The sequence below is a fragment of the Kineosporia mesophila genome, assembly GCF_021129235.1.
Taxonomy (GTDB): Bacteria; Actinomycetota; Actinomycetes; order Actinomycetales; family Kineosporiaceae; genus Kineosporia; species Kineosporia mesophila.
In genome coordinates this window covers 442,862-465,980 of sequence record NZ_JAJOMA010000001.1, presented here as the reverse complement: position 1 = coordinate 465,980, position 23,119 = coordinate 442,862, and the positions used below count along the sequence as shown (strand labels likewise).

General features: G+C 71.1%; 1 protein-coding gene (only partly in view). It reads right to left on the bottom strand.

This entire window lies inside a single protein-coding gene on the bottom strand: locus LR393_RS01825, encoding a hypothetical protein (RefSeq protein ID WP_231481089.1). The 52,350-nt coding sequence extends 8,803 nt beyond the window's left edge and 20,428 nt beyond its right edge, so the window shows coding positions 20,429-43,547 (codon 6,810, partial, through codon 14,516, partial); reading right to left, the first codon wholly in view occupies positions 23,115-23,117. Both the start codon and the stop codon lie outside the window.

Genomic DNA, 23,119 nt, shown 5'->3' with positions numbered 1-23,119 from the left:
TCGGGCGTACGCATCACCCGGTCGGCCGGGAAGAGCCCGGCCACCGAGCCGTCCGCGGCCACGACCACCTGGAAACGCGGTGTGATGTTCGCGAACTCGTACTCGGCCGGAGTGAAGCCACCGTTCTTGGCCCGGATCAGCGACCGGTCGGCGGCGTACAGCTTCGCCCGGCCGTGGGCGGCCATCTCCTCCGCCAGCCGCCAGGCCGCCGAGGTCTCCGCCGTCACCGAGTCGTCCAGGCGCTGGACCACGATCGGCTCGCCCAGCGTGGCCACGGCGAGCCGCAACTCCTCGAGCGTGTACAGGTTCTGACTCAGACGGCCGCTGGCCGGGCGCCATCCCGACGGCGACTCGGTGCCGTAGCGCACCCGGTCGAGAGCCGCTCGGGTGAGACCGTTCTCGATGGGATTCAGCGGGTGCACCGGGCGGGATCCGGCGGACACCTCGATCGTGGGCAGCTCCGACACCGTCCGGCCGAACAGGGCCTGCTCGAACGCGGCCATCTCCGACACCGGCACGGCCATCTCAGCGACCGCCGGCACCACCAGGGCCGGGATGTCGTGCAGCGTTCCCGAGAACTTGATCGTCATCTCACCGAACGCCCGGTACCGGGCCAGGTTCACCGTGCGCGTCAGCGTGGACTTGGGCATCAGCCCGAGGTCGTGGCCGACGTTGTGGGACCGGGAGAACGGAATCGTGAATCCCCCGTGCAGGTAGCCCTTACCGCTCAGGTCGCCCGCCTCGATACCGCCGAGCTGCGCACCGTAGCCCTGCCGGAAAGAGCTCTTGAAAGACTCCCCCCGCAGGGTACTCTGGCTCATCCCCCGGTCGTCGCGGATCGTGCCCTCGACGAAACCCTCGAACTCCATCTGCCGGAGCTGCCAGCCGAGCCGGGGGTGTGACATAAGAGTCTGCCGCCAGCCCGTCCTGGCCGAGATCGGATCGCCGGCCAGAGTGCGGCTCGTCCACCAGGGTGCCCGGTTGATCAGTGCCGACTCACCGAGGTAGGTCGTGAGCACCTCGTCCATGATGGCCGCCACCCGCTGCGGCCTGACCCCGGTATCGAGCAGTAGCCGCGAAATCTCCAGGGCCATTTTCTCGATGTCGATGGCCGTGACCAGCGAGTGGAAATGACTGATCTTGCTCGCGTTCGCCTCCGGCACCAGGTGCCGTGGGGGCGCGACCGGCCCGTAGGGCTGCGCACCCTCCAGCGGCGGGCGCATCAGCGCGTCGGGCAGGTGGACGGTGACGAGGTCGGGCAGCACGTGGTGGACCGAGGGTAGCGGCTGCCCGTCTTGGTACACCCGGAACGCCAGGCCCGCCTGATACTCCGACTCGTCCATCAGAAGAAGTTTTCTACCGGCAACAATCTGAAACTTCGTGGTAACTTTAGAACCTGAGGAGGTGGACGACGAGAAACGCGGTGCGCCGAGCATTACGGTGCGCGCCGGAATCGACGCGGCCAGCCCGAACAAAATATTGACGAGCGCCTCGACCTGCTTGCTGGTGTCCCGATGCGCCATCCGGCTGCCTGACGTCCCGCCGAACGACACATGGTACTTCCGGGCCGCGCCTGGGGTGGCCGCGACCTTGCTGAAGCCCGTCAGTTGTGGGCGCACCCAGAACAGATGCCCACCGGCCTCGAAAGAAATACCCCGATGCAGGATCTCGGTCCAGCGGTCGATGTCGGAGTCGGGGTTCGTCATCAGCTCGGCGGCGCTGCCGCGGCGCAGCTGCGCCGCCAGACGGCCCACGGCCTCGGTCCGCACGCCGGGGGGAAGCTCCACCCCTGAGAGTGCCCGCGTGGCCATCGCCAACGCGACCAGCTCACTGCTGGGCAGAGCGGCCGAGTACACGGCCATATTTCCCATCGCCCCGAAATCCATGTACCAGGGGGCGATCTTCTCCGGCGAAGGCGCTTCGGTCTCGCGGTCTCCGGGGGCTTCATCGACGTTCGGGACGGCCTCGGTACCCGGGACGACCTCACCCGAGCGGGTGAGGACATCGAGCTGGATATCGTTCTGCGCCGCCAGTTCCCGGGTGAACGCGGCCGGGGCTTCGTCCATCTGCAGCACCATCGAGGCCCGCTGCTCCGGCTTCAGGCCGTCCACAACCAGCCGCACCAGGTCCTGCACCTCGAGGTCGCGGCCGCTGCCGATCACCGACAGCACCAGCTTTCCGGCCCGCGGGGCCGGCATCGCCACCGCACCGCTGTCGGCCGGTTCCAGCTGCATCACTCCGTTCTCCGCCCGTACCAGCCATTCCGGTCCGGACTCCAAGGCGATCCGCATGACCTCGGGAGCGGGATCGGTGACCGGCTCCGGCGTGAGCACCGACGGTCCGGCGAGCAGGGCGTCGAGCGACGCCACCGCGTCCTGGGTCACGTCGGCCGAGAACACCTCGCGATCCGCGACCGCGCGCACCGACGAATCGGTGACCACCTCGTCCGTACGCCCCGGCGGACCCGCCAGCACCCCATCAAGGGACGCCACCCCGTCCTCAGCCACATCCGCCGAGAACAGCACATCATCGACGGGCGGGGTGATCGGGGCCTGCTGCGCCCGCCGGGCCCCGTCGGCCGACGACTCGGCGATCGTCGTGTCCGGCGTCGTAACGTTCTCCCGGGCGCCACCGGGCAACCGGAACTCGCTCCCGGTGTGCTCGTTCGAGATCTCCTTCAGGAAGTCAGCCATCTGCGCGCGGGTCTGCCCCGGCCGCAGCAGCAGACGGGAGACGATGGCGTTCACCCGGTCGCGGGACGGCACCGCGGACGGGTCGGCGACCACTCCGCGCATCCAGGTGACCACGTTGTTCGGCAGCTCGTTCGGCACCACCCCGCCGGGGAACAGCCGCTGTCCCGAAGCCGCCTGCCCGGTGGCGAGATTGACCGCGGTGTCGAGCTCGGCCGGCGAAAGTAGCTGCCCGTCCGACCTCCGCACCTGGACCTCGATGCTCTCCAGGCTGACCGGCCCGTCCTCGGCCGGAATCGTGAGCGGCAGTTCGTGCAGCGGACGCCAGCGCGAGTCCTGGGCGTCGAGCCATTCCGCCGGCCGGCCCGCCTGGCCACGCACCGGGATCGCCGCACCGCCCTGGGCCGGGGTGATCTGGGCGAGTGAGTCGTCGCCCAGATCCCGCAGCACCGTGTCCAGGCCGTAGAGCGACCACGCCGTGCCCATCGGTACGGGTTCGTTCGGCGCATCGGTGGACGTCGTGCCCTGGGTCCCGGGAGCGGTGTCCGCCGGGATCGTGGAGGAACCGTCACCGGTCCGGGGAGCCGGGCCGGGCTCCGTCGACACCGGCCGGTCCGGATCGTCGGGCCGGGGCCGCGGCACGGACGGTTTGCCCAGAGCCTCGAAAGAGATTTCTGTGGAATAAGAATCACCATTAGGCAAGGTGACAGTGACACCAGTGGGGGCGGTACCGGCAAGCGCGGCCCGGACGTACACGGCCGAGGCCACGCCTTGTCCCGGCACGGCCACGAGCACACCTGAGTTCATCAGGCCAAGGACCGCCGGGCGACCGCCGGCAGTCTGCTCGGACGCCAGTTCGCTGAGCGGCCGCCAGCGCGGGCCGCCCCGGGCCTGCGCGTCCAGCCACTGCGGCGGGCGACCAGTTCGGCCGCGGACGACGATCGCCGGTCCTGCGGGTGAGGGGTCCGTGGTGACCGTCCTGGGAATGATCCAGGCGACGGCACCGTCCCCGAGACCGGTCATCAGGGTGTTCAGCCCGGACAGGTAGGACGGGTCGAACGGGACCAGGTCGTGCGAGGTGACTCCCGCCGGGACCGGCGGCGGCGTGACCGTCATCGAGCCGGGCAGAGGCACATTCGTGACCAGGGCCCGCACCAGCGGCTGCATCCGGGCACCCAGGGCCGGGGCGAGTGTCAGCAGCCGACGCGATGCCTTGCCCTTCCCCTTGCCCGCCGGGTCCGCCGGCAGCGCGCCCCGGTCGTCCGCAGTCGCCTCAATCACCGCGGCGGCGACCAACGGCACCATCCGGCTGCGCAGAACGGCACTGCGCAGGTCGGTTCCCGAGACCAGTGCCTCGGGCCCGTCCGTGTTCGCGCCGACCAGCTGAATCGCCAGGTCGGTCGCGTCCTCGACCAGCTGCGCGTCGGCGATCTGCGACAGGGCCCCGTCCGCCAGGTCCGCACCGGCGTCGAACCACTCCGCGGCCACCCCGTCGACCTCGGCCGGCGCGGTGGTTCGCAGCCGGGCGAGCTGTTCCAGCCCGCGCTCGATCTGGGCGGGAGCGAACCCGTGCGTGACCGAGACCTCCGGGGCGGTTTCGTTCGAACCCCTCTCGTCGACGATGTTTTGCGGATCCACCCAGCTCGGCGCGTCGACGGGCAGGATCCGGCTCAGCGGCAGCCGGGGGCGGGGCCGCAGAGCGCCGGTGGAACCCCGGCCCTGCCGGGAGTCCACCGCCGCGGCGCTCGCCTCGAAGACAGTGCCGTCCGTCACCAGGACCCGGTCGTACCCGGACCGGACGACCTCCCAGGTGTTGCGGGCATCGGTGACACTGCTGACCGGGTACTCGCCGCCGATCCCCTCCGGGCGCGGCACCCGGGTCGCGCCGGCCGGCGGTTGCAGGGGGCGGACCAGCCCGATCAGGAGGACGTCGTCCGGCATGGAGTCGGCGTTCGCCATCTCCAGAAGGGTGTCGCCGTGCGCGTCCAGGTTGCTGCTCACCAGGACGAAAGCCGCGAGCGAGGGCTCTTTCTCGCGGATCGGGACGATATAGCGGTCGACGAAGTCCTCGGGCGACATCACCTGGCCGTAAGCGATCACCGACTGCCGGTTCGTGGGCGAGGGGGCGAAACTCACGTGCAGGACCAGGGCGCCGGGTGTCGGCAGAGCAGGGAAGGCGGACACCGCGGCCAGTTCCCCCTCCCGCTGCTGCGGAGCCACGCCGCCGGTGAGATCGGGGAAGTACCAGCCCGAGGCGACATGGATCGGCACCTGTTCCCCGAGCCCGTCGGAGCGCATCAGGGCCTGGGGCGACAGCCGGCCCTCGAACAGGTTGCGGACCCGGAACGTCAGATCCAGTTCGGTCCCGCCGTAGGAGATCTTGTCGCGCTGGTTGCGCGTGTCCAGGCCGATCGTCACCACGGCGTCGAGATAGGCCGGGCCGTACCAGTCGGCCAGTAGCGATCGGGACGTCGGGATGTCGGTCGCCTGCCGGTACGCACCGCCGTTACCGGTGCGCAGATTGCTGCTGTAGTAACCGGACGGGATGCCCAGCGGCTGGGCCGGCGGGTTGGTCTGGGTGACGGCGGTGACCTCGGCGAGGGGCCTCTGCTCCAGGTTGAAGTTGAACCAGAGTTCCGGGCCGGTGCCCCGCCCGACACCGCGACCCACCGAACGACCGCTGAGCATCGTCCGCAGTTCCATCAGGTCGGCCTGGGCGGGCGTCTGCGCGTCGGCGAAGTTGGGGGTGACCGAGGGGGAGAACAGCCGGATGCTCACCGACAGCGCACCGGTCGTACTGGTGATCACGCTACCGAGAGCCCGCGCCGGGGGCGCGATCACGGTCTGGTCTCCGGTGGCCCCGGTGCCGGTGGCCTGCAGGTGGCTCTCCAGCATCGACGCGTCCATCAGCGTCCGCAGCTCGTCCTGGCCGAGCTGCCCCCGGGCCATCAGCAGACTCGGGGTGCCGCCGTGCTCGCTCACGGCCTTGGCCCAGGCGTCGAACAGCACGCGCAGTCGCGGCGGGTCGATCCTGAGCACCGCCAGCTGATCCTGCAGGTCCTGGGCCGTGAACGAGACCTCCAGCTCCCCGGCCGGGACCGATCCCGGGGCCATCGGCTGGAGGATCGGGCCACCGACCGGGAGCGGCATCGGCCGGGTCAGGTCGACCGTCGGCGTCATCATGGCCACCCCGAGCGGGATCGAGATGCGATCGAGCAGCCGCGACGTCGAGGGGTCGACGTTCGGGTCCGTGACCGACTGGACCGCCCGGGCCGCTGCCATCGGTACGCCGAGCAGCGTGGTGTTCACCATCCGCGACGGGTACCAGGTGCGGCGCAGGGTGACCTCGAGGCGTCGCCCACCGACCATCCCGCTCATCCCGCCACCGACGGAGAAGCCCTCGAACCGGTAGGGCCCGAATCCCAGGCTGCCTCCCTCGGCCTGGCTCCGCACCCGCCCGAGGTAGTTCACGAACTGCTGCTGTTGCAGGGTCGGGCGCGCCGGGCCGTCCGTGATCACCGCGAAAGAGCCCAGCAGCGACCAGGATCGCGCTGCGGACCAGCTCCGGCCGCTGCGGGTGTCCACCCGGTTGTACGGGTAGACGCTGCCGTTCTCGAGGTCCTCGACCGAGACGAACCCTGACTCCCAGTCCTCGGTCAGCCGGAACTCCAGCTCGTAGGTGGGGCGCATTCCGGCCTTGTTGACGGGCTGGAGGGTCAGCAGCAGCCCACCGGCTCGCATCACCGGCTCCTGGGTGCCGAGCATCCACGGCGTCAGCATCGCGTCGAGACCGTCGGTCAGGGTCGCGCCGTCGGCCTTCAGCTCCCACATGGCGCTGACGGCGTGCTTGTCACGCGCCCGGACCATGTCGATGGCCTGACGCACGGCGTTCTCCAGGAACTCCATCTGCGCGGCCCGTAGCGCCGCCTCGCTCAACCGAGGGTCGCTCATCGACGGGTCGTGAGCCGGAAGGAAGTGCTCGGCCACCGAGAAGAGCGACAGCGGTGGATATTCCGGCATCAGGGTGGGGTCGTCCGCGCTGACCGGGACCATCGGCACCAACCGCTCCGGACCGAGCTCACCGGACGGGAACAGCAACTGGGGCGACGAGGCCGGACCGGCATCGCCCCGGATCAGACGAGGCTGCCCCGGGCGCAGCGGCGGCAGGACCGGCGTCCGGCCGCCCAGTGCGGTATTGGTCCGCAGATGCTCGAGTTCGGTCAGGGTGATCCGCGTGCGCTGCGGCTCGAAGTAGTCGACGCCGTGCGGCACGTCCACCTCGAAGCCGTCGGCCTTCGGGGCGAGGTTCTCGTCCACGTGCCGGCTCTCGGTGATCCGCCGGTGCGACACCGCCACGACCCGCCAGCGGACGTCCGCGAACTTCTGCTGGTGCGGCAGGTTGAGGAACAGGAGCCAGCCGGGGTACTGGTTAACCGACGAGTACTCGCCCTGGGTGCTGGTCGAGGTGTACCCGGGGCCGAACCGGAAGTACCCGTTGGAGCCCTGAATGTTCCCGAACTCGTCGGTGTCCCGGACCTCGGCCGACCCCATCCGCCAGTTCGCGTCCACGGAGAAGCCGGCCGACGTCCATTCCGAGGTCGTCACCGAGGCCGCGTACTCCATCCGGAGCACGTTGTTCAGCGTCGTCGTGACCCCGGTTCCGTCCGCGTTGTAGAACGTCGGGAGCATCGCGAAGTGAACCTCGCGGTCTCCGAACGTGCGCTTGTGAAAAAGCCTCCCGGCCGTTGCCGTCGAGGTCCGCACCGGCACGGCCCGCAACTGCTCGTCGGTCGTGAGGGCCCGGGCCCAGAGCTTGGCCACCGGCGCGTCGACACCGACGTTCGTCAGCACCCGGATCAGGCCGTCCCGGATCTCCTTGCCCCCGTGGACGTTGGTCACCCGGTCACCGGGCTGGATCCGGAAGCTCCCCGGAAGCTGGGTGGCGGTCCCGAAATCCCACCGCGGGTCGAACTTCCACCACTGCGACGATCGCTGCGGGACGACCGTGGACGCCGGGTCGCTCGTTCCGGCGAGCACTGTCAGGCGTTGTTCGAGCAGATAGGCGACAGCGGCCCCGATCGCGGCCGGGTCCGGCGCGGGAACCGGGGGTGCGGGTAGCCGCACCGGGGTACTGGCGATCAGGACCGGTGGGGTGGCGGTCGTCATCGGCTCGGGAACCAGGGATACGGCGGTTGTCGGCTTCGTGACCGAGTACTCGGCGTACCGGTTGGGCTGCGAACGCCCCACCACCTTGCGGCCGGCCTTCTCGACCTGCTGCACCAACCGGGAGGCCAGATCCTTCGAGAGCACCCGCTCCACCGACACGCTCAGGATTCTCTCGGCCGGGTAGTGGAAGACCCAGGCCGGACCGTTGTACGACACCGGCTTGGCGAGGAATCCGTAGTGATAGATGTCCTTGTCGTCACCGTGGGTGCGGTTGGCGGCGGAGCCGGCGGCGAAACGGGCGGTGAACCGGCGGTCGGTGAACGGGATCGGAACGGCCAGGTACCAGCGGGTCCCGGCGGACAGGCCGAGCATCGTGGCGTCATCGCTGCTGACGGTGGAGTCGATGTAGGTGCTGGGGGCGATCCACAGCGTGGCCTGGCGCACGTACGTGGCCGACTCCGGCATCGTCTGTGTGCGGCGCATGGTCATCCGGAAGGTGATCAGCTCGGCGTCACCGGTGTTCAGCTCCTGGACGTAGGTCTCCTCCACCCCTCGCGAGCTCAGCAGCCTCTCCTGAAACATCAAGGAGTCGGGTTCGCTGAACCAGGTGTTGACCTTCTCCTCCAGGTCCAGCCGCTGCTGCCGGGTCCGGGCGTCCACCCGGACGGTCGGCGGCGCACCCGGAGCGGGGGCGGGGCCCTTCCGGGTGGTCTCGATCTGGTCGAGGATGTCCATGAACTCCGTGGTGAGGTTTTGCGCCCCGCTCAGACCGAGGTTCCCGGAGAAGGCGCTGGCGCCGGACGCACGGGTGAACGACATCGGCGGGTACCGCAGCAGCGGCTGTGGATCCGGCCGGACAGCCGTCGCCGGGTTCACCAGGTCCCGCAGGGCCTGCTCGAAATGGCCGGTCATCTCCTCGGGCACCCAGACCGTGGCCAGCAGGTCCTGTTCGACGGACGGCTCCGGTGACCTCAGCCGGCGGGCCTGCGCGTCCTGGTCCTGTTCCCGCCGGCGCAGGATCTCGCTGCCGGCGACCATTCGGGCCTGCACCTGATAGGGCACGCTCCGGCCGCCGAAGACCACCCGGTGCACGCCGCCCTGGCTGTTGCCCTGTGCCACCGAGACGCCCTGCGACGTGCCCATCGAGAATCCGGTCATCACGTACGGCAGCAACATGGGCAGTAGGCCGGGGCTGACCCAGATACCCGGGTTGAACGTGAACGACCCGGAGCCGCCGCTACCGGCCCAGTGGGTGCGCCAGGACAGCTTGTCCGTCTGCACCGGGATGTCGACGGCGGGCCCGATCCGGCGGGCCGCCAGCACCGAGACGCCCAGGTGGTGGAGCATCAGTTCCTGGTTCGGCAACGGCAGCGGGGGCGTAGGGACGCTGGTGCCGAGCATGCGGGGCAGCTCGGTCATCATCGAGACCTCGGAGAACCGCTTGCTCTCGGCCAGGTGCACGTCGGGGCTGGTGCGGGCGGGCAGCTGGCTACGGATCTGCTGCGAGACGGCGCCGAGGCCGCCCAGGTCGCTGACCACCGGGAAGACCGTCTCCAGCGCCGAGGTGAGCGGCGCGGCCGGGGTTCCGGTGATCCAGGCCTGGGGCTCGAACGGGACGGTGGCCAGGCTCTGCGGGAACGACACCCGCAGCAGCTGTCCCGCACCGGCCGGTGACTGTCCCCGGGAGACGACGGCCGGTGAGCCGGTGGCCCGGACCTCGGCGACCAGGTCGGCCGACAGGTCGAAGTAGGTGCGCCGGCCGCCGGTGCTGAGCAGTTGCACCGTGTCCGACTCCAGCACGGTGCCCTGGTTGCGCGTGCTCGTGGACCCGCCGGTGATCCCACCGCTCGGGTACAGGATCACGTTGCCCTTGGAGATCGAGATCCAGGCGGCCAGGTCGAGAGAACCACTCTTGGAGAGGGTCTGGGAGAAGCTGGCGAAACGGTTGGCGAGCGAGTCCAGAAGGTCGCTGTCGAGCTCGCCGGAGCGTTGCAGCGGCTGCTGGGTCGGCATGACCGGACGGGCACCGGCCCGGTCGGCGTTGCGCAGGGAGACCGTCAGGGTGTGACCGGCGGCCGCCACCTCGATCCCTCCCTCCAGCATCTGCTGGACGGCCGAGGCCGTGCCCAGATCGTCGATGCGAGCCGTCAGGGCCTGCTGCAACGCCGTCGCGACACCAGCCGTCGGCCTGGGCGTCGTCAGGGCCAGAGTCATTTCGGCGAAGGCGTTCTCGGCAAAATTGACGCCGTCGAAGCTGTGGGCGCGGCCCTGCTGCCCGAACGCGAAGTAGGTGACCTGGGCCGATCCCGAGGTGGGGGCGACCGGCAGCGTGACCGGCCGGGCGAACCCGGTCGGCAGCGTCGGGGCGACCGCACCCGGCTCGGGAGTGGCCGCCACCTCCTGAGCCAGGTTCACCGCCGCCACCGTGAGCGCCTGCGCCTCGAGCCGGTCCGCCTTCCGGGCGAGCTCGCTGGTGATGCGCACCATCGCCATCGCGCCGGCGAGGTCGGGCAGGGACAGCAACCGTTCCTGCGCCGCCCGGCTCACGGCCTCGGTCCACCCGGCCAGTTTGCGATCCGCGGCGGTGAGCGGTTCCGGATCCGCCCCGATCAGGTCCTCGAGCTGGTTCCGCAGCCCGTCCAGCTGCTGTTTCAGGACGGGGTCGAGGTCGGAGCGGTCCAGCGCCCGCTGGAGCTGGGCGGCCACGTACGGCGCGGCGGCGAGATCCTGCGCCAGCTCGAGCAGGTTGTCGATCCGGTCCGCGTCCGCCTCGGACAGCGGGTCGATCCCCTCCGTCGTCAGCACCTCCCGGTCGGCCAGGAACTGCTGCCGGGCCACGTCCCGCAGACCCTCGACCGTGTTGTGGTAACCCGGGTCCCCCAGCACCTCGGCCACCCGATGAAGACCGGCGAGTCGCGACAGGGCGCCGCTCTCCCCCAGCAGCGTGCTGACGAGCAGGCTGCCGACGAACTGCTCGGCGGCGGGCAGCTCCTGCTGGAACCATTGGCTGCCGGCCGGGGAGTCCGAGCCGGTGGGGAGCAGGTCGCCGAGCTCGCCGTCGAGCTCTACCAGCCCGTTGATCAGGGTCAGGGCCTGTTCCGGGCCGGCGGCGGAGATCTCGCCCAGCGAACGGGATGCCGGTGCAGGCCGGTTGGCGAGACCCGTCGCGCCGGTGAACGGCGCTGGGCGCCCCGAGCTGTCGAATCCCAGGCCCAGCCCGAAACCACCGTCCCCGAAGGAGAGCCCGAGACCCCCACCGAAACCGGCCGGGCTCGACGGGACAGCCGGCGAGCTGCCGCCGGAGGGCGGTGAGGTGCTCGCGCCGAACGGCAGGCCGAGAGAGAGCCCCAGGGGCGAGGTCGAGGCGAATCCACTGCTGAGGATGCCGAAGCCGAGGCGGTTGGCCAGCGGGTCGTGCGGCGGACGCGGGTCGGTCGGATCGGCCTGGCGGGACCAGGTGGTGCCCCGGCTGTGGTACTTGCCGCCGTCGCTGTAGACCGTCGACTGCTCCCGGAAGGCCGGTTGCAGAGCCCGGATCAGGTCGCGGAGGTTCTCCCGCTGACCGTCGTCCAACTGGTTGACGCCCGGCACGTGGATGCCGACCATGCCCGAGGTGATGTCCCGCCGGTGCGGGTCGTACCCGACATGGGGCAGTTTCGTGCTGCCGGGGAAGGCCACCGACACACCAGAGGCGACCACCTCCACCCGCAGGCCGCGCAAGGAGAAGACCGTGTCGCTACCCGGCTGCCGGGTCAGGGCTCCGGGGACGAACCAGTTCTGCGTCACGTCGAGCAGGACCGGCTGTGGGTTCCCGTCCGGGGCGACCTGAACCGCCCGGGCCATCGCGACGTCGTGGTACGAGGCCGGCCCCGGATGGGCGGCCGGGTGGAGCTCCATCGTCACCCGGGACCCGACGCCATCGGCCAGCTGGTCCAGGGTGCTCAGGGCCGGGCGACCGAGGATGCCGCCGTCCCAGGTCACCGCGTGGGCGCCCGAACCGTCGGGGGTCAGCCGCACGCCGTCGGGCGCCTCGATCACCGGGTGCCCGGCGGCCTTCGCGAAGCGCAGCACCTGCTGCCCGGCGAGTTCTCGCTCCTCGTTGAGCCTTTCCCGCTGCCGGACCAGACTGTTGCGGTCCGCCGGGGTCCGCGGTTCGGCGATCCGCGCGTCCAGGTCACTCACCAGCCGGTCGAGTGCCCGGATCTGGCCCTGCCAGGCCTCGTGCGCGTCCTGCGCTGCGATCCGCAGCCCGGCCGCCGTCGCCAGACCGTCGGCGACGTCCTGCTCAGCCTGACGGAAGCCCGCGACGCGGGGAGCGACCTGAGCGCGGTACCGCGCATTGGCCTCGACCACGGCCGGGGACGGGGCCCGGTCGCCGTCGTGCACGGCCTGGATGATCATGATCAGGTCGCGGGCGGTGGGCCGGATGCCCCCACTGGTCATCAGCGTGCCCGACGCGTCGAGATACGTGCCCGGCCGGGTCGCCGGACGGGTCGGCCCCTCCCCCTCGCGACGGATCCGGATCTCGGGACGTCGCAGCGGGTCGCTCGACTGCTTGGTCTTGGTCGTGTAGCGGTCGGGCAGTCCCAGATGGTGCCCGCGTTCGTGCTGAATCGTCCGGCCCGACGCGTCGGCCCGGATGTCGATCTCGTCCTGCTCGAGCATCTCCCGGCCGTCGGCACCGATCACCGGGCGCAGGTTGATGATGCGGTGGGCGTCGCCGTTGTTCTCCACCCGCTCCACCAGCACCCGCACGAAGACCGGCTCGCCCTCGAAGAGCACAGGGCCGGTGGTGTTCCAGTGCCGCTCCAGGGTGTCCTGGTCGCGCAGCAAAGCCGCCTCGACCTCGGCCTGGGTGACCGTACCCCGGGCCTGGTACTTGACCCGGGTGGTCACCTCGACGACCGACGGGCGGCCGTCGTCGAACCGGATGATCTGTGCGTCGTAGGCCGAGGACTGGTAGAACCCGAAGTGGTCACCCAGCGCCGATCGGGCCTCGGCCTGATCGACGAGCCGCTCGACGTCGTGTCCGGCGGTCCTGACGTCGTTCAGGACCGTGTCCAGCTCCGACCGCAAGTCCCTGGCCGCGTTCTCGTCGACCGGCCGGGGCCGCGTCACCCCGGGGGCGAGGACGGGAAGGTTCTGGATCAGGGCCCACGCCGTCGCCTGTTCCTCGACGCTCAGGACACCGGTGCCGGCGATCAGGGCACCCAGACCGGTGAACCACCTCAGGGTGCGGGGCTCCGGGTTGCTGCGGTTGGTCTCGGCGGAGCTGACCGGGATGACGCGGGCCTGGCGCCGGTCCTCGTCCGTGACCGCCGGCGTGTCACCCCTCCATCGGGGCAGCTGCGTCCGCAACGCGGTTCCGGAGGCGAACGGCTGACGCCCGGCCCGGGAGTACCCGGGGGTGTGGGGCCGGCTGACGTGGATCAGGCGCAGACCGGGTGACTGCCGCAGGAGGTGCGCGATCTGGTCGCTGGCGGTCCGGGCCAGACGCGGGTCCGCCATCTCGTAGACGACCTTCATCGCGTCCGCGGTGGGACGCACCTGGTCAGCGTGGGAGGTGCCTCCGGCCCGGTCGGACAGCAGCAGCCCGGACGGGGTACGGCGCACGTGGATGACGTGCTCCAGACCCTGCGCGTCGAGTACGTACAGCTTCGGGGTCACCGGGTTCTCGGCCAGCCAGTTCTCCCAGTGCACCGGCAGGAACACCGATCGTCCGGTCTCCGAGAGCCCGGCCGGGTCGCCGTCCCGCGGCGGGTACGCCTCCATCCACCCACGCATCCGGCCGGTGAGCGTCTCCGGCGCCACCGTGACCCACTGGTCGGGTGTGAAGGCCGAGGTCCCGCGGGCCGGTGTACCCGTGAGCAGCTGATCGGCGCTGAAGCCGAACTCGAACCCGTAGGTCTGCGCCAGGTGCTGCGCGAAGTACGTCGGCAGATTGCTGACGAGGAACATCGCTCCCGTGGCGACCAGGTCGGCCTGATTCGCCCGGACGTAGGTCTCCAGTTCGCGGCGCACCGAGAGCTGTGACCCGTCCGGCACGGTCAGCTGCCCCCGGTCGTCCACCCAGGCGACCTCGACCGAGTCCGGACGCCGCACGAATCCCCGGGCCGCCGGGGCCGGGGCCCAGCCGGTCAGACCCAGGGCGACGGGCTCGACCGGACGCGTCCCGCCGGGCCGGTCGACGAGTTCCGGGGCGGTTCCGGCCGGCCGGAAGCGGTACCAGCCGTCACCGTGACCGTCGCCGAGATCCGCGAGCACCGTCACCGGGGTCCGGCCGAGAACGGCGATCTGCTGGGCCAGGATCGCGGCCTCGGGCAGCACCGCCTGGTCTGCCGGGCGCTCGTCCGGAGTCCCCAGCACCAGGCCGCCGGTGTCGTCCCGGGAGATCTCCCAGCGCTGGTCCAGCCGGACCGGGATGCCGTCCGGGCCGGGCAGCAGATCGCCGGTCATTGTGTCCGGGGTGGACGAGCCGGACGTGATCAGCCGGTTCGCCTTGTCCAGCAGACCGTCGCGTCGGTCGATCCGGGCCTGGGCCGCGGCGATGTCCGGGGCCGCCCGCCAGGTCTGTGCCAGTCCGGTCAGGGCCGGGAACTTCGCCGCCGCCCGGCTGCGGGCGTCGAGCGACTGATGCACGGCGGCCAGGTCGTCCCGGGCCGTGTCGCGGGCGGTGGTCAGGTCGGTCAGCAGTGGCTGCGTCGCCAGAGAAAGGGCCCGGGCCGTCAGCGGGGACAGCTGATCCGGACGCCGTGGCATCGCCGACAGGATGGCGTCGGTGCGCGGAAGACTCTTGATCCGCGACAGGTTCGTCGAGCCCGGCCGGACCTGCCGGTCCAGCCAGGTCTGCAGGCTCGTGGTGCCGCGGCCCGGCTCGCGGATCATCAGGTCGGCCGACCGGTCGGCCGGGAGCAGGGCGAGCAGGTCCCGGACCCGCGGGAAGTCGGCGCCGGAATACCACGCGCCGAGTACAAGCTCGGCGCGCTGCCCTCTCGGGGTACTGCCTGTCGTGGCCTTCCAGGCCTGGAGGTAGCGACTGCCGAACTCGCGCATCGTGGCATCGAAAGCAGCTGTTTCGGTGAGGCCCTCGGCAGCCGCCGCCCGGGCGGCCCGGAAGCTGGTCACGATGTCGCCGAGTTGCTCCAGATAGGTCGTGTAAGCACCGCTGAGCTGACGGCCGGCCGCCTGGATCCGCTGGTCGTCGCCACTGTCCCGGGCCTCGTCCAGCTCGGTGATCGCGGAGCGCAGGAGGTTCTCGTACTCCTGGTCCGCCCACTGCAGGAAATCGGCCGGATCGGTGGACTCCGGCGCCGGCCGCCCGGTGACCGGCTGCTGGAAGGCGGTCTCGACGGACGAGGCTCCTGGGCTGTCCCAGTCCGGGCCGGAGAGACCGCTCTCGACGGCAGTATCCAGTCCCAGTCCCATTTCGAGGCCCGAATTTTCGAGACCGGCCGGCCGGTTGACCGGTCCCAGGGCGCGAGCCGGACCGGTCCCCGAAAGCACCTCCCGCAGTCCGGCCCCCGTCACCAACCGGCCCGCCGGGTCGGCCACGAGCACCCGGATCTCCCCGGCCCCGAAACTCTGGAGGCCGGCCGGCCGAAGGCGCGTGCCCGAGGGGCGTCCCTCGTCCCAGATGTGGGGCGCCTGGCCGTCGACGCCCCACAGGGTGGTCACCGGCGTTCCGGTCCCCGGCAGGAAGAGCCAGGCCACGCTGCCCGTACCCATCTCCCTGAGCACCCGGTCCAGCTGAGGCAGTGCCCGCTCGGCGGAGAAGGAGGTGAACGCGGCCGGAACCGTGCCGAGACGGCGGGCGATCCGGGCCTGCGGGTCGACCGGTTCCGCACCTGGGTGATGCGACGGCCGGCCCGAGCGCCGCAGCGTGTCGACGGCCGCCCGCTCGGCGCGCTCCTGGCCGGTGGTCGCGTTCCCCAGGTCGAACTGGGTCTGGAGGTACTCCTCCTGGATCGCCCGCGCGCCGGGGGCGTCGAGCAGTGCGGTAGGGACGGACTCCCCACCGGGGACCAGGTTCGCCCGCAGACCGATGTCGCCGGCCGTCCGCGCCAAGTCGGCCCACCGGCCACCGAGACCACGGGCCTGCTCGATCACCGCGTTCGAGGCATCGACCCGGGCCGACCAGGCGGCTTCCCGGTCCGGGCTGGCGATCCCTTCGGCATCAGCCGCATCGGTCGCGTCATTCGGCAGAACGAAATCGCTCTCGGGGGAGAGCATGTCGAGGCCCTCGAAGTTCAGCGGGCCCTGCGGGCCACCGGGGGCCGAATCTACGAAGAGCGGTCGGCCGACGCTGTCGAAGGCGAGTCGGCCCGGCATCCGCCGGCCGTCCGGCCGGAAAAAGGGGTCCCGCGCCCCGCCGGCCAGCAGGAGGGCATCGCTCTCGGGGTCCAGGTGCAGAATTTCCCAGGCCATGCCACGGGCGTCCGTGGGCGGGTCGGTGACCTGCGCCATCCGGTCGATCACGATGTCCAGGTCGAGGAACCGGACGCGTTCACCCGAGGCGGCCAGCTCACGCAGCAACTGGTTGGCCTCGTTGGTCACTTCCTGGGGCGAAAGTCCCTCGGCGACGCCCTGATCGGTGAACTCCAGGCCGACCTCGGCCTCGGACGAGGTGACGTTGGCGGGCACCCGGCGCCGGGTCATCAGTTCGGTGCGGTCGCGGAAGGAATCGAGGTTGTCGGTGCCCATCCGGTAGAACTCGGCCCCGCCCGATGCACCCACGCGATGCTGGAACAGGTACGGGATGTGGCTGTCGCCCATCCCGACGTACCGGGTTCCCCCGGCGATGGCGGCGCGGGCGGTGACCAGCAGCGAATGGTTGCGCCACTGCGCGAACATCGTGGCGTCGTCCATCGCGGCCAGCTGTTCCACGTCCGACGGGGACAGGTCCGGGTCCTTGGCCAGCCGGGCCCGCATGGCCTCGACGAAGGCCCCGGTGAACCTCTCCAGCTCGGGTAGGAAGCGGTTCTGGAACTGCTCGGGGCCGATCCGCCGGGCGTGCGCCTGCAGGCTGGCCCGCAGGAATCCCTGCGCCGTCAGCGAGTCCATGAAAGGTGCCAGCACGGAATTCGTCTCGGACCGCACCAGACGCAGGTTCACCTTGGTGGCCCGCACATCGGCCCGGCCTCCCCGCAGCAGCGCGTCACGGGCGCTGGCCTTCACCTCACCGGCGTAAGCCCAGCCGATCTTCAGCAGGTTCTGCCACGGGCCCTCGACGTAGGCGGCTCCGGCCGGGGTCGGGGTGATGTTGCCGTCGCGCACCAGGTTCTGCACGTCCAGCATCGCGACACCCAGCTTCGGGTAGATCGACTCACCGCCGAACTTACGGATCTCCCGGTCGCTCACCGCCCCCAGGACAGGCTGCCAGAGGTGCTGGTTCATCTGCCGGAAGGCCGCCAGCGTGGCCGGATGGCTGCTGAGGTCGTCCTTGGGGAACAGCTCGTAGACGAAGCTGCGCGAGCCGACCGCCTCGAGAATGTCGAAGAGGGTGACCCGGGTGTGGTTCTCACCGATGACGTTCGTGGTGCCGGGCGGGCTGAACCGCACCCAGACGCGGGACACCCGGGACTGACCACCGCGCGCCGCGAGGTTGCCGACGTTGTCGGTCCGGCCCGTCGCGTGGTCCCGGAACTCCCGCACGCTCTCGTAGTCGTGGAACATGCCGTCGGTCGCGAGAACTCGCATGTCGGCGGTCTCGCCCTCGGAGAGGGCACCGACGGTCGTCCACTGCTCGCCGGCCACCATGGTGACGCCCACATAGGCGTACGAGGGAGCCCCGCCACTGAGACCCCAGGTGGACGTCGCCGGTACCCGGGACGATCCCGCGGGCGTCCGGGACGTCCCGGACGGCTCCCCCGCCCTGGGCGTGTCCCCCGAGCCACTTCCGGGACCCTCACCGTGCAGCCCGAACCGGCCTCCGACGTGCTCGTTCGCGATCTCCCGGAGGAAGTCCGCCGGAGAGCGCCGACCCTGCACGTCCCGCAGCAGAAGCCGCGCGGCGATCGCGTTGACCCGCTCCCGCGAGGGCAACGCCGCGTCCTGTCCGCCGTTGACACCTCGCATCCACCGCCACACGCTGTTCGGCAGGTCGTCCGGCACCGCTCCTTCCGGGAACAGCTGCTGTCCCGCTGCCGCAACACCCCGCCGCACGTTGACGGCCGCGGCCACCTCGGACGCCGGAACCGGCTGCCGGTCCGGCGTCCTCACCTGGACGCGGGCATTCTCCAGGCCCACGGTGCCGGACTCGGCCGCCACCTCGAGCGGCATGTCGGCCAGCGGATGCCAGGCACCGTCCGGGTCCAGCCACTGCACCTGACCGGAGCGGTTCTGCGCCAGGACCGCCGGGCCGTCCGGACCCGTGTCCTCGGGCAGGATCCGGGCGGCCGCACCGTCTCCCAGTCCTGTCAGCAACGCGCTCAGCCCGTACAGGGACCACACCGAGGTCATCGCCACCGGCTGCGGGACCACACCGCCCGCCCAGGCCCGGTACAGGTCCCGGCTGTCGGGGACCACCGTGGACGTCGCCAGCGTCCGGGCCGCGTCCGCCATCTCCCGGACCGTCAGGTCATCGACGACCCGCCAGGCGGGCGTGCTGGCGCCGGCCGACCCGGTCTGCGGGAGCACGGCCACCTGACCGTTCGCCGCCAGCAACTGCAGGTGCCCGAACGCCACCGTGTGGTCGGGGGTCCGCAGCCCGGTCGCGCCCAGCAGCGTCGGATCACCGGCGACAATCTGATAAAGCACTGCGACGGAACGCATTTCCTCACGGCCGAAGTCCGGTCCGTAGACCTGCTCGGTCAGCACGGCGATGTCGAGCAGGTCCCGGGCCGGTGCGCCCACCTCGCCGGCCAGAACCTGCGCGGAGGCCCGGTCGGTCATCCCGAGCGCCCCCAGACGCCCCATCCCGCCGATGTGCTGCGGCAGGAACCGGCGTGCCTGTGCGGAGGCCCTCTCCCCGTCCGGGGCGGTCGGGCGGTCGAGCCACTGCACCGCGTCCTGCCGCAGTTCCTCCGCGCTGCGGGAGACGGCGGGGCCGTCCCCGGGGGCGCCACCTCGCCCACCGCCGGTGTTGTCCGCCTCCAGGTGCGCGATCGTCTCGGGCAGAAGCAGTTCCAGCTGACTCCGGACGGCCTGGTCGACCCGGCCGCCCGGGTAACCGCCGGACAGCAGAACGGCCGTGACCAGTGGCAGCACCTGCTCCCGCAGGACCTGCCCGCGCACACCGCGGACCTGGGACAGGTTCCGGGCACCGGCCACCGAGCCGACGAGGTCCCGCGCGTCCTGCTCCGCCCGGACCGCCTGCTGCCTCCACGGCCCGCCCAGCTCCCGCATGGTCTCCAGAGTGGTGCGGGCGGAATCGACCCGGGCGGTCAGCCACTCCGTGCGCAACCCCTGGTCGATCTCCCGGCTCAGCGAGCCCGTGGTGACACCGGTGAACAGCGGCCCGTCGGCCGGGACCGGCAGTACGGGGGCCTGGACCGGACGGCGCAGTTCCCCGAGCCGCCATTCCCCGGACGGCTGAGTGCTTTCCGGGTCGGCCGGCCAGAACCGCTGCCGGACGCTCGCCGGCAGGTCGATCGTGTCGATCCGGGCGAGCGGGACGTACTGCGTCAGCGGCCGGTACTCGGAGGGGTCGGCGTGACCGAACACCATCGTACGGTCGGTCACCGACCGCAGCTGGGCCACGATCACCGGGGACGAGAGCAGAAGGTCGGTGAGGGCCGCCCACCCGGCGGCCGGGGACGGCAGGGAATTGACGATCGGGGCGACCGAGACCAGGTGGAGATCTCCGCGACGACGCGGGAATTCGTCGATCAGCCGGTTTGCCGCGTCGTGCAGGGCCGCGGTGGCGCCCTCCGGGGTGGTCCACTTCCGCAGCGCCAGCGGGCTCGAGGTGCCCCAGCTGTTGGCGCTCGCGAACCCGGTCCCCCGCAGGAGACCGTAGTCCGCCTCCGGCGCCCGGCCCATGTCCTGGTTCAGGCGCTGCATGTCGAACGTACCGGTGAGCTTGATCACCAGCGGCCGCATGTTGTGGTTGCGACGGTCCGACCAGTACGTCTCGTTGCGGTCCCGGTCGGCGTGCTCCCAGGCCTCACCGTACAGCTGCTCCTCGGAACGCCCCAGGTGGTCTGCGATCTGGTCCAGGTAGCCCTGGCCCATCGGATGACCACGGCTCGTCAGGAACGCCGTGTTGCTCGGTGCGCCGGGAAGCGGCTGGGCCATCGCCAGGCCGTCCGGGAGCGCGGAGGCGAAGAACTGGTCGATGTCGTGGATCCGCATGTCCGGATCCGCGTAACCGGTTCCCAGCCGCGGGATCCAGAGCCGGGTCAGGTCACTCAGGGCGGCGTAGCCCTCACCGGTGCGCCAGTCCCGGAAGGCCTGTGCCTGAGCGTGCAGCTGACGATTGTCCCCCGGCGGGAACAACTCGCCCAGACTCACCAGGACGATGCCGTTCTCCAGGGCCCAGTTCCGCATGTCCCGGATCCGCGGGTCACCCTCGCCCCGGGCCGCGGCCTCGAACGCCGAGCGCGGCTGGTCGGTCAGCAGGACCGGCGGCAGCACCGGTCGCGACCCGGTGTTCTCGCCGCGGCCACGCGCCGCCTCGGCGGCGGAGTTGTGGGCGCGCAGGTAGGCGGCGCGGTCGGCCAGATTGTCGGCGAACCCGCGGGAGACCGGGTTGGCCGCGGAGACCGGGTCCCCGGCCCAGATCGAGAACACCGACCGCAGAAGCTCGCGACCGTCCCCCGTCGGCATGACGAACTCGGGGGTGTCGGTCAGTGCGGCGGTGTTCTGCGCCTGGTCCGGGTGGCGCAGGTCCAGTCGCTCGAACAGGCTCGGCAACTGAGCCGTGGGAATCGAGTCCAGACTCAGGCCCTGATGCCCCAGGGCGACGAGCACCGGCGGCGGGGGAACGTCGAAGACCCCGGTGTCCTCCCGGACGAAGGCCCCCTGTCCGACGACACCCGTGGGCGGGGCATCCACGGTGAGACGCAGTGCCTGCGTATAACTCTCACGAGCCCGGCCGATATCCCGCGGCGTCGAGAACACGCCCTCGAGCACCTGCCCCAGCGGCTTCACCGTGCCGTTCTGGTCGACGGTCGACAGCTCCAGGTAGTGCAGGCCGGCGTCTTCCAGCGCCACCTCGAACGCCTCGTGGTCGGCGAGGATGTCGTCCCGCACCTCCATCGCGATGTCACCGCGATTCGTGTACAGGAACGTGGCGGCCGGGGTCGACAGCGTCTCCTGGGCGCCGGCCCAGACGTCCGGGGGCAGCAGGAGATCGCCGTTGCGGTTCCGCTGGAATCCGGCTTCCACCCAGGAAGCCAGGCGGCTGTGCGTCCGGTTGACGAAAGCCACGACCTCCTGGGCAACTCCGGCGGACAGACCACGACCGGCGACCACCTGGCCGCCCACCCCGGGCAGCGGTGCCCCGTCGCTCTCCCGCGAGCTGTAGTCGCTGTCGGAGTCGTCCATCTCCACGTCGCTGCCCTCGGGGACAGCCCGGGACCCGGTGAGCGATGTCTGCACGGCCTGCGGATCGGCCAGGTAGGCGTCGTAGGTGGCCTGGGGAATGCCCAGCTCGGCGGCGGAGGGCAGAGCCGGGATCGTCGGGGTCGCAGCCGTCGAAGGGCCCGCCGTCGAGGGTCCGGCGGCCGAGGGGTCGAAGAACGGCTGCCGCGGCATCGGGGCGCCACCGAGCAAGTAACCGGACAGTCCCTCGTCCACCATCACCCGGCGTGCCACCGAGTTGATCGAACCCATGTCGGTGCCCCGGGGCCGCACCTTCAGGTAGCCGTCGATCAGATCCTTGATCCGGTCCTGGTCGGGCATCTTCCGCGGGGACGGCTGCTTCCCCGCCGCCTTCCGGCTGCGGGTCTGCTCGTGGGCCATCCGGTCACCGTGGCCGGCGTCGAACAGTTTCCTGACCTCGGCGTGCACCTCGCGCGGGGTCGGAACGCCGGGAACGACGCGGCGGATGATGATCTCGTCGGCGAGGTCGGTCACGTTGCTCACCCGCGCCACCACCTTGAGGGCGGCCGTGGCCACCTCACCCGGTCCCATCGGAGGCAGGCCGCGCAACTGCAGTGCCCGGTTCACCGCGGTGTGGAGCTCGGAGTTGGGAATCTCCTCGAGGTCAGCCGCGATGACCGGGGTGCCCTGGTCGTCCGCGACCGGCGGGGCGGACCCGTCGTCCGTGGTCGGGGCGAAGGTCGTGATCGTGCGCCGGCCGTCCGCGTGGAAGGCGACGAGCTCGACGCTCTGCCCCAGGTCGGTGGCGAGGAACTGGGCGAACCGGGTGTGCTCACCGGTGCCGTCGGTGAGGGTGGACAGGCGCACCGTCTCGTCCACCAGCTGGGCCCGGCCGCCCGGCACGTCCTGGAGCAGCCAGTCCCGCAGGGCCGGGAAGTCGACGGCCGCCTCGTGGTCGGGCGTGGTGTAGTCCATCACCTCGTCGAGGTGGAACGGGGGACGCTCGACCGCGTCGAACTCCTGGCTGAGGGCGTGCCCGTACGAGGCGGGCATGATGCCCTTCAGCCCGTCGGTCATCGTGCCGCGGACGCTCACCCCGCGCGGCCCGGTCAGGACGTAGTCGCCGTCCACCGCGTAGTAGTCGAAAAGGCCCTTGCGCTCACTGTTGTACTCGACGTAGGCGGCCGCCGAGGTGGTCAGCTGCTGCTTCTTCTCGGTGCCCCGGTCGGCGCTGGCGCTGCCGGTCATCAGCGTCGACTCGTGCGCCCCGAGAATCGGCCGGCCGGCGTTGTGCCCGGCGGCGACCCCGGCGTCGATCGAACTGCCCTGGAACGCCTCGGAGTCCGACTCCGGCTCCAGGGTGTTCTGCGGGAAGGTCAGGGCACTGCCGTAGTTCCCGCGGGTGATCCAGCGCAGTTTCGTGGGCAGGAACTCCAGCACACTCTTGGTGCCGTCGCGGTGGGTGATCTCGTAGCGGGTCGGCTCCACGACCTTCTGGCCGTCCCGGAAGACCTCGCTCTGCGCCGATCCCAGGATCGCACCGACGCTCGAGCCGATGCTCCGCGGCGACATCCGGGTCGTGGCCGTGCCGTGGTCGATCCCCCCGGGCGCGAAGTCGGACCCGAAGTTCGGCAGCGGCCGGTTCGGCGAACGGCCCATCAGGCCGGGCCGGTTGGCGGCCACCTGCACCCAGGGCGCCACCTCGTCCGTGCGATTGACGACATGCACCTGCATGATGTCGCCGACGGCCTTGCCCAGTTCCCGGGAGGCTGCGTCAGGAG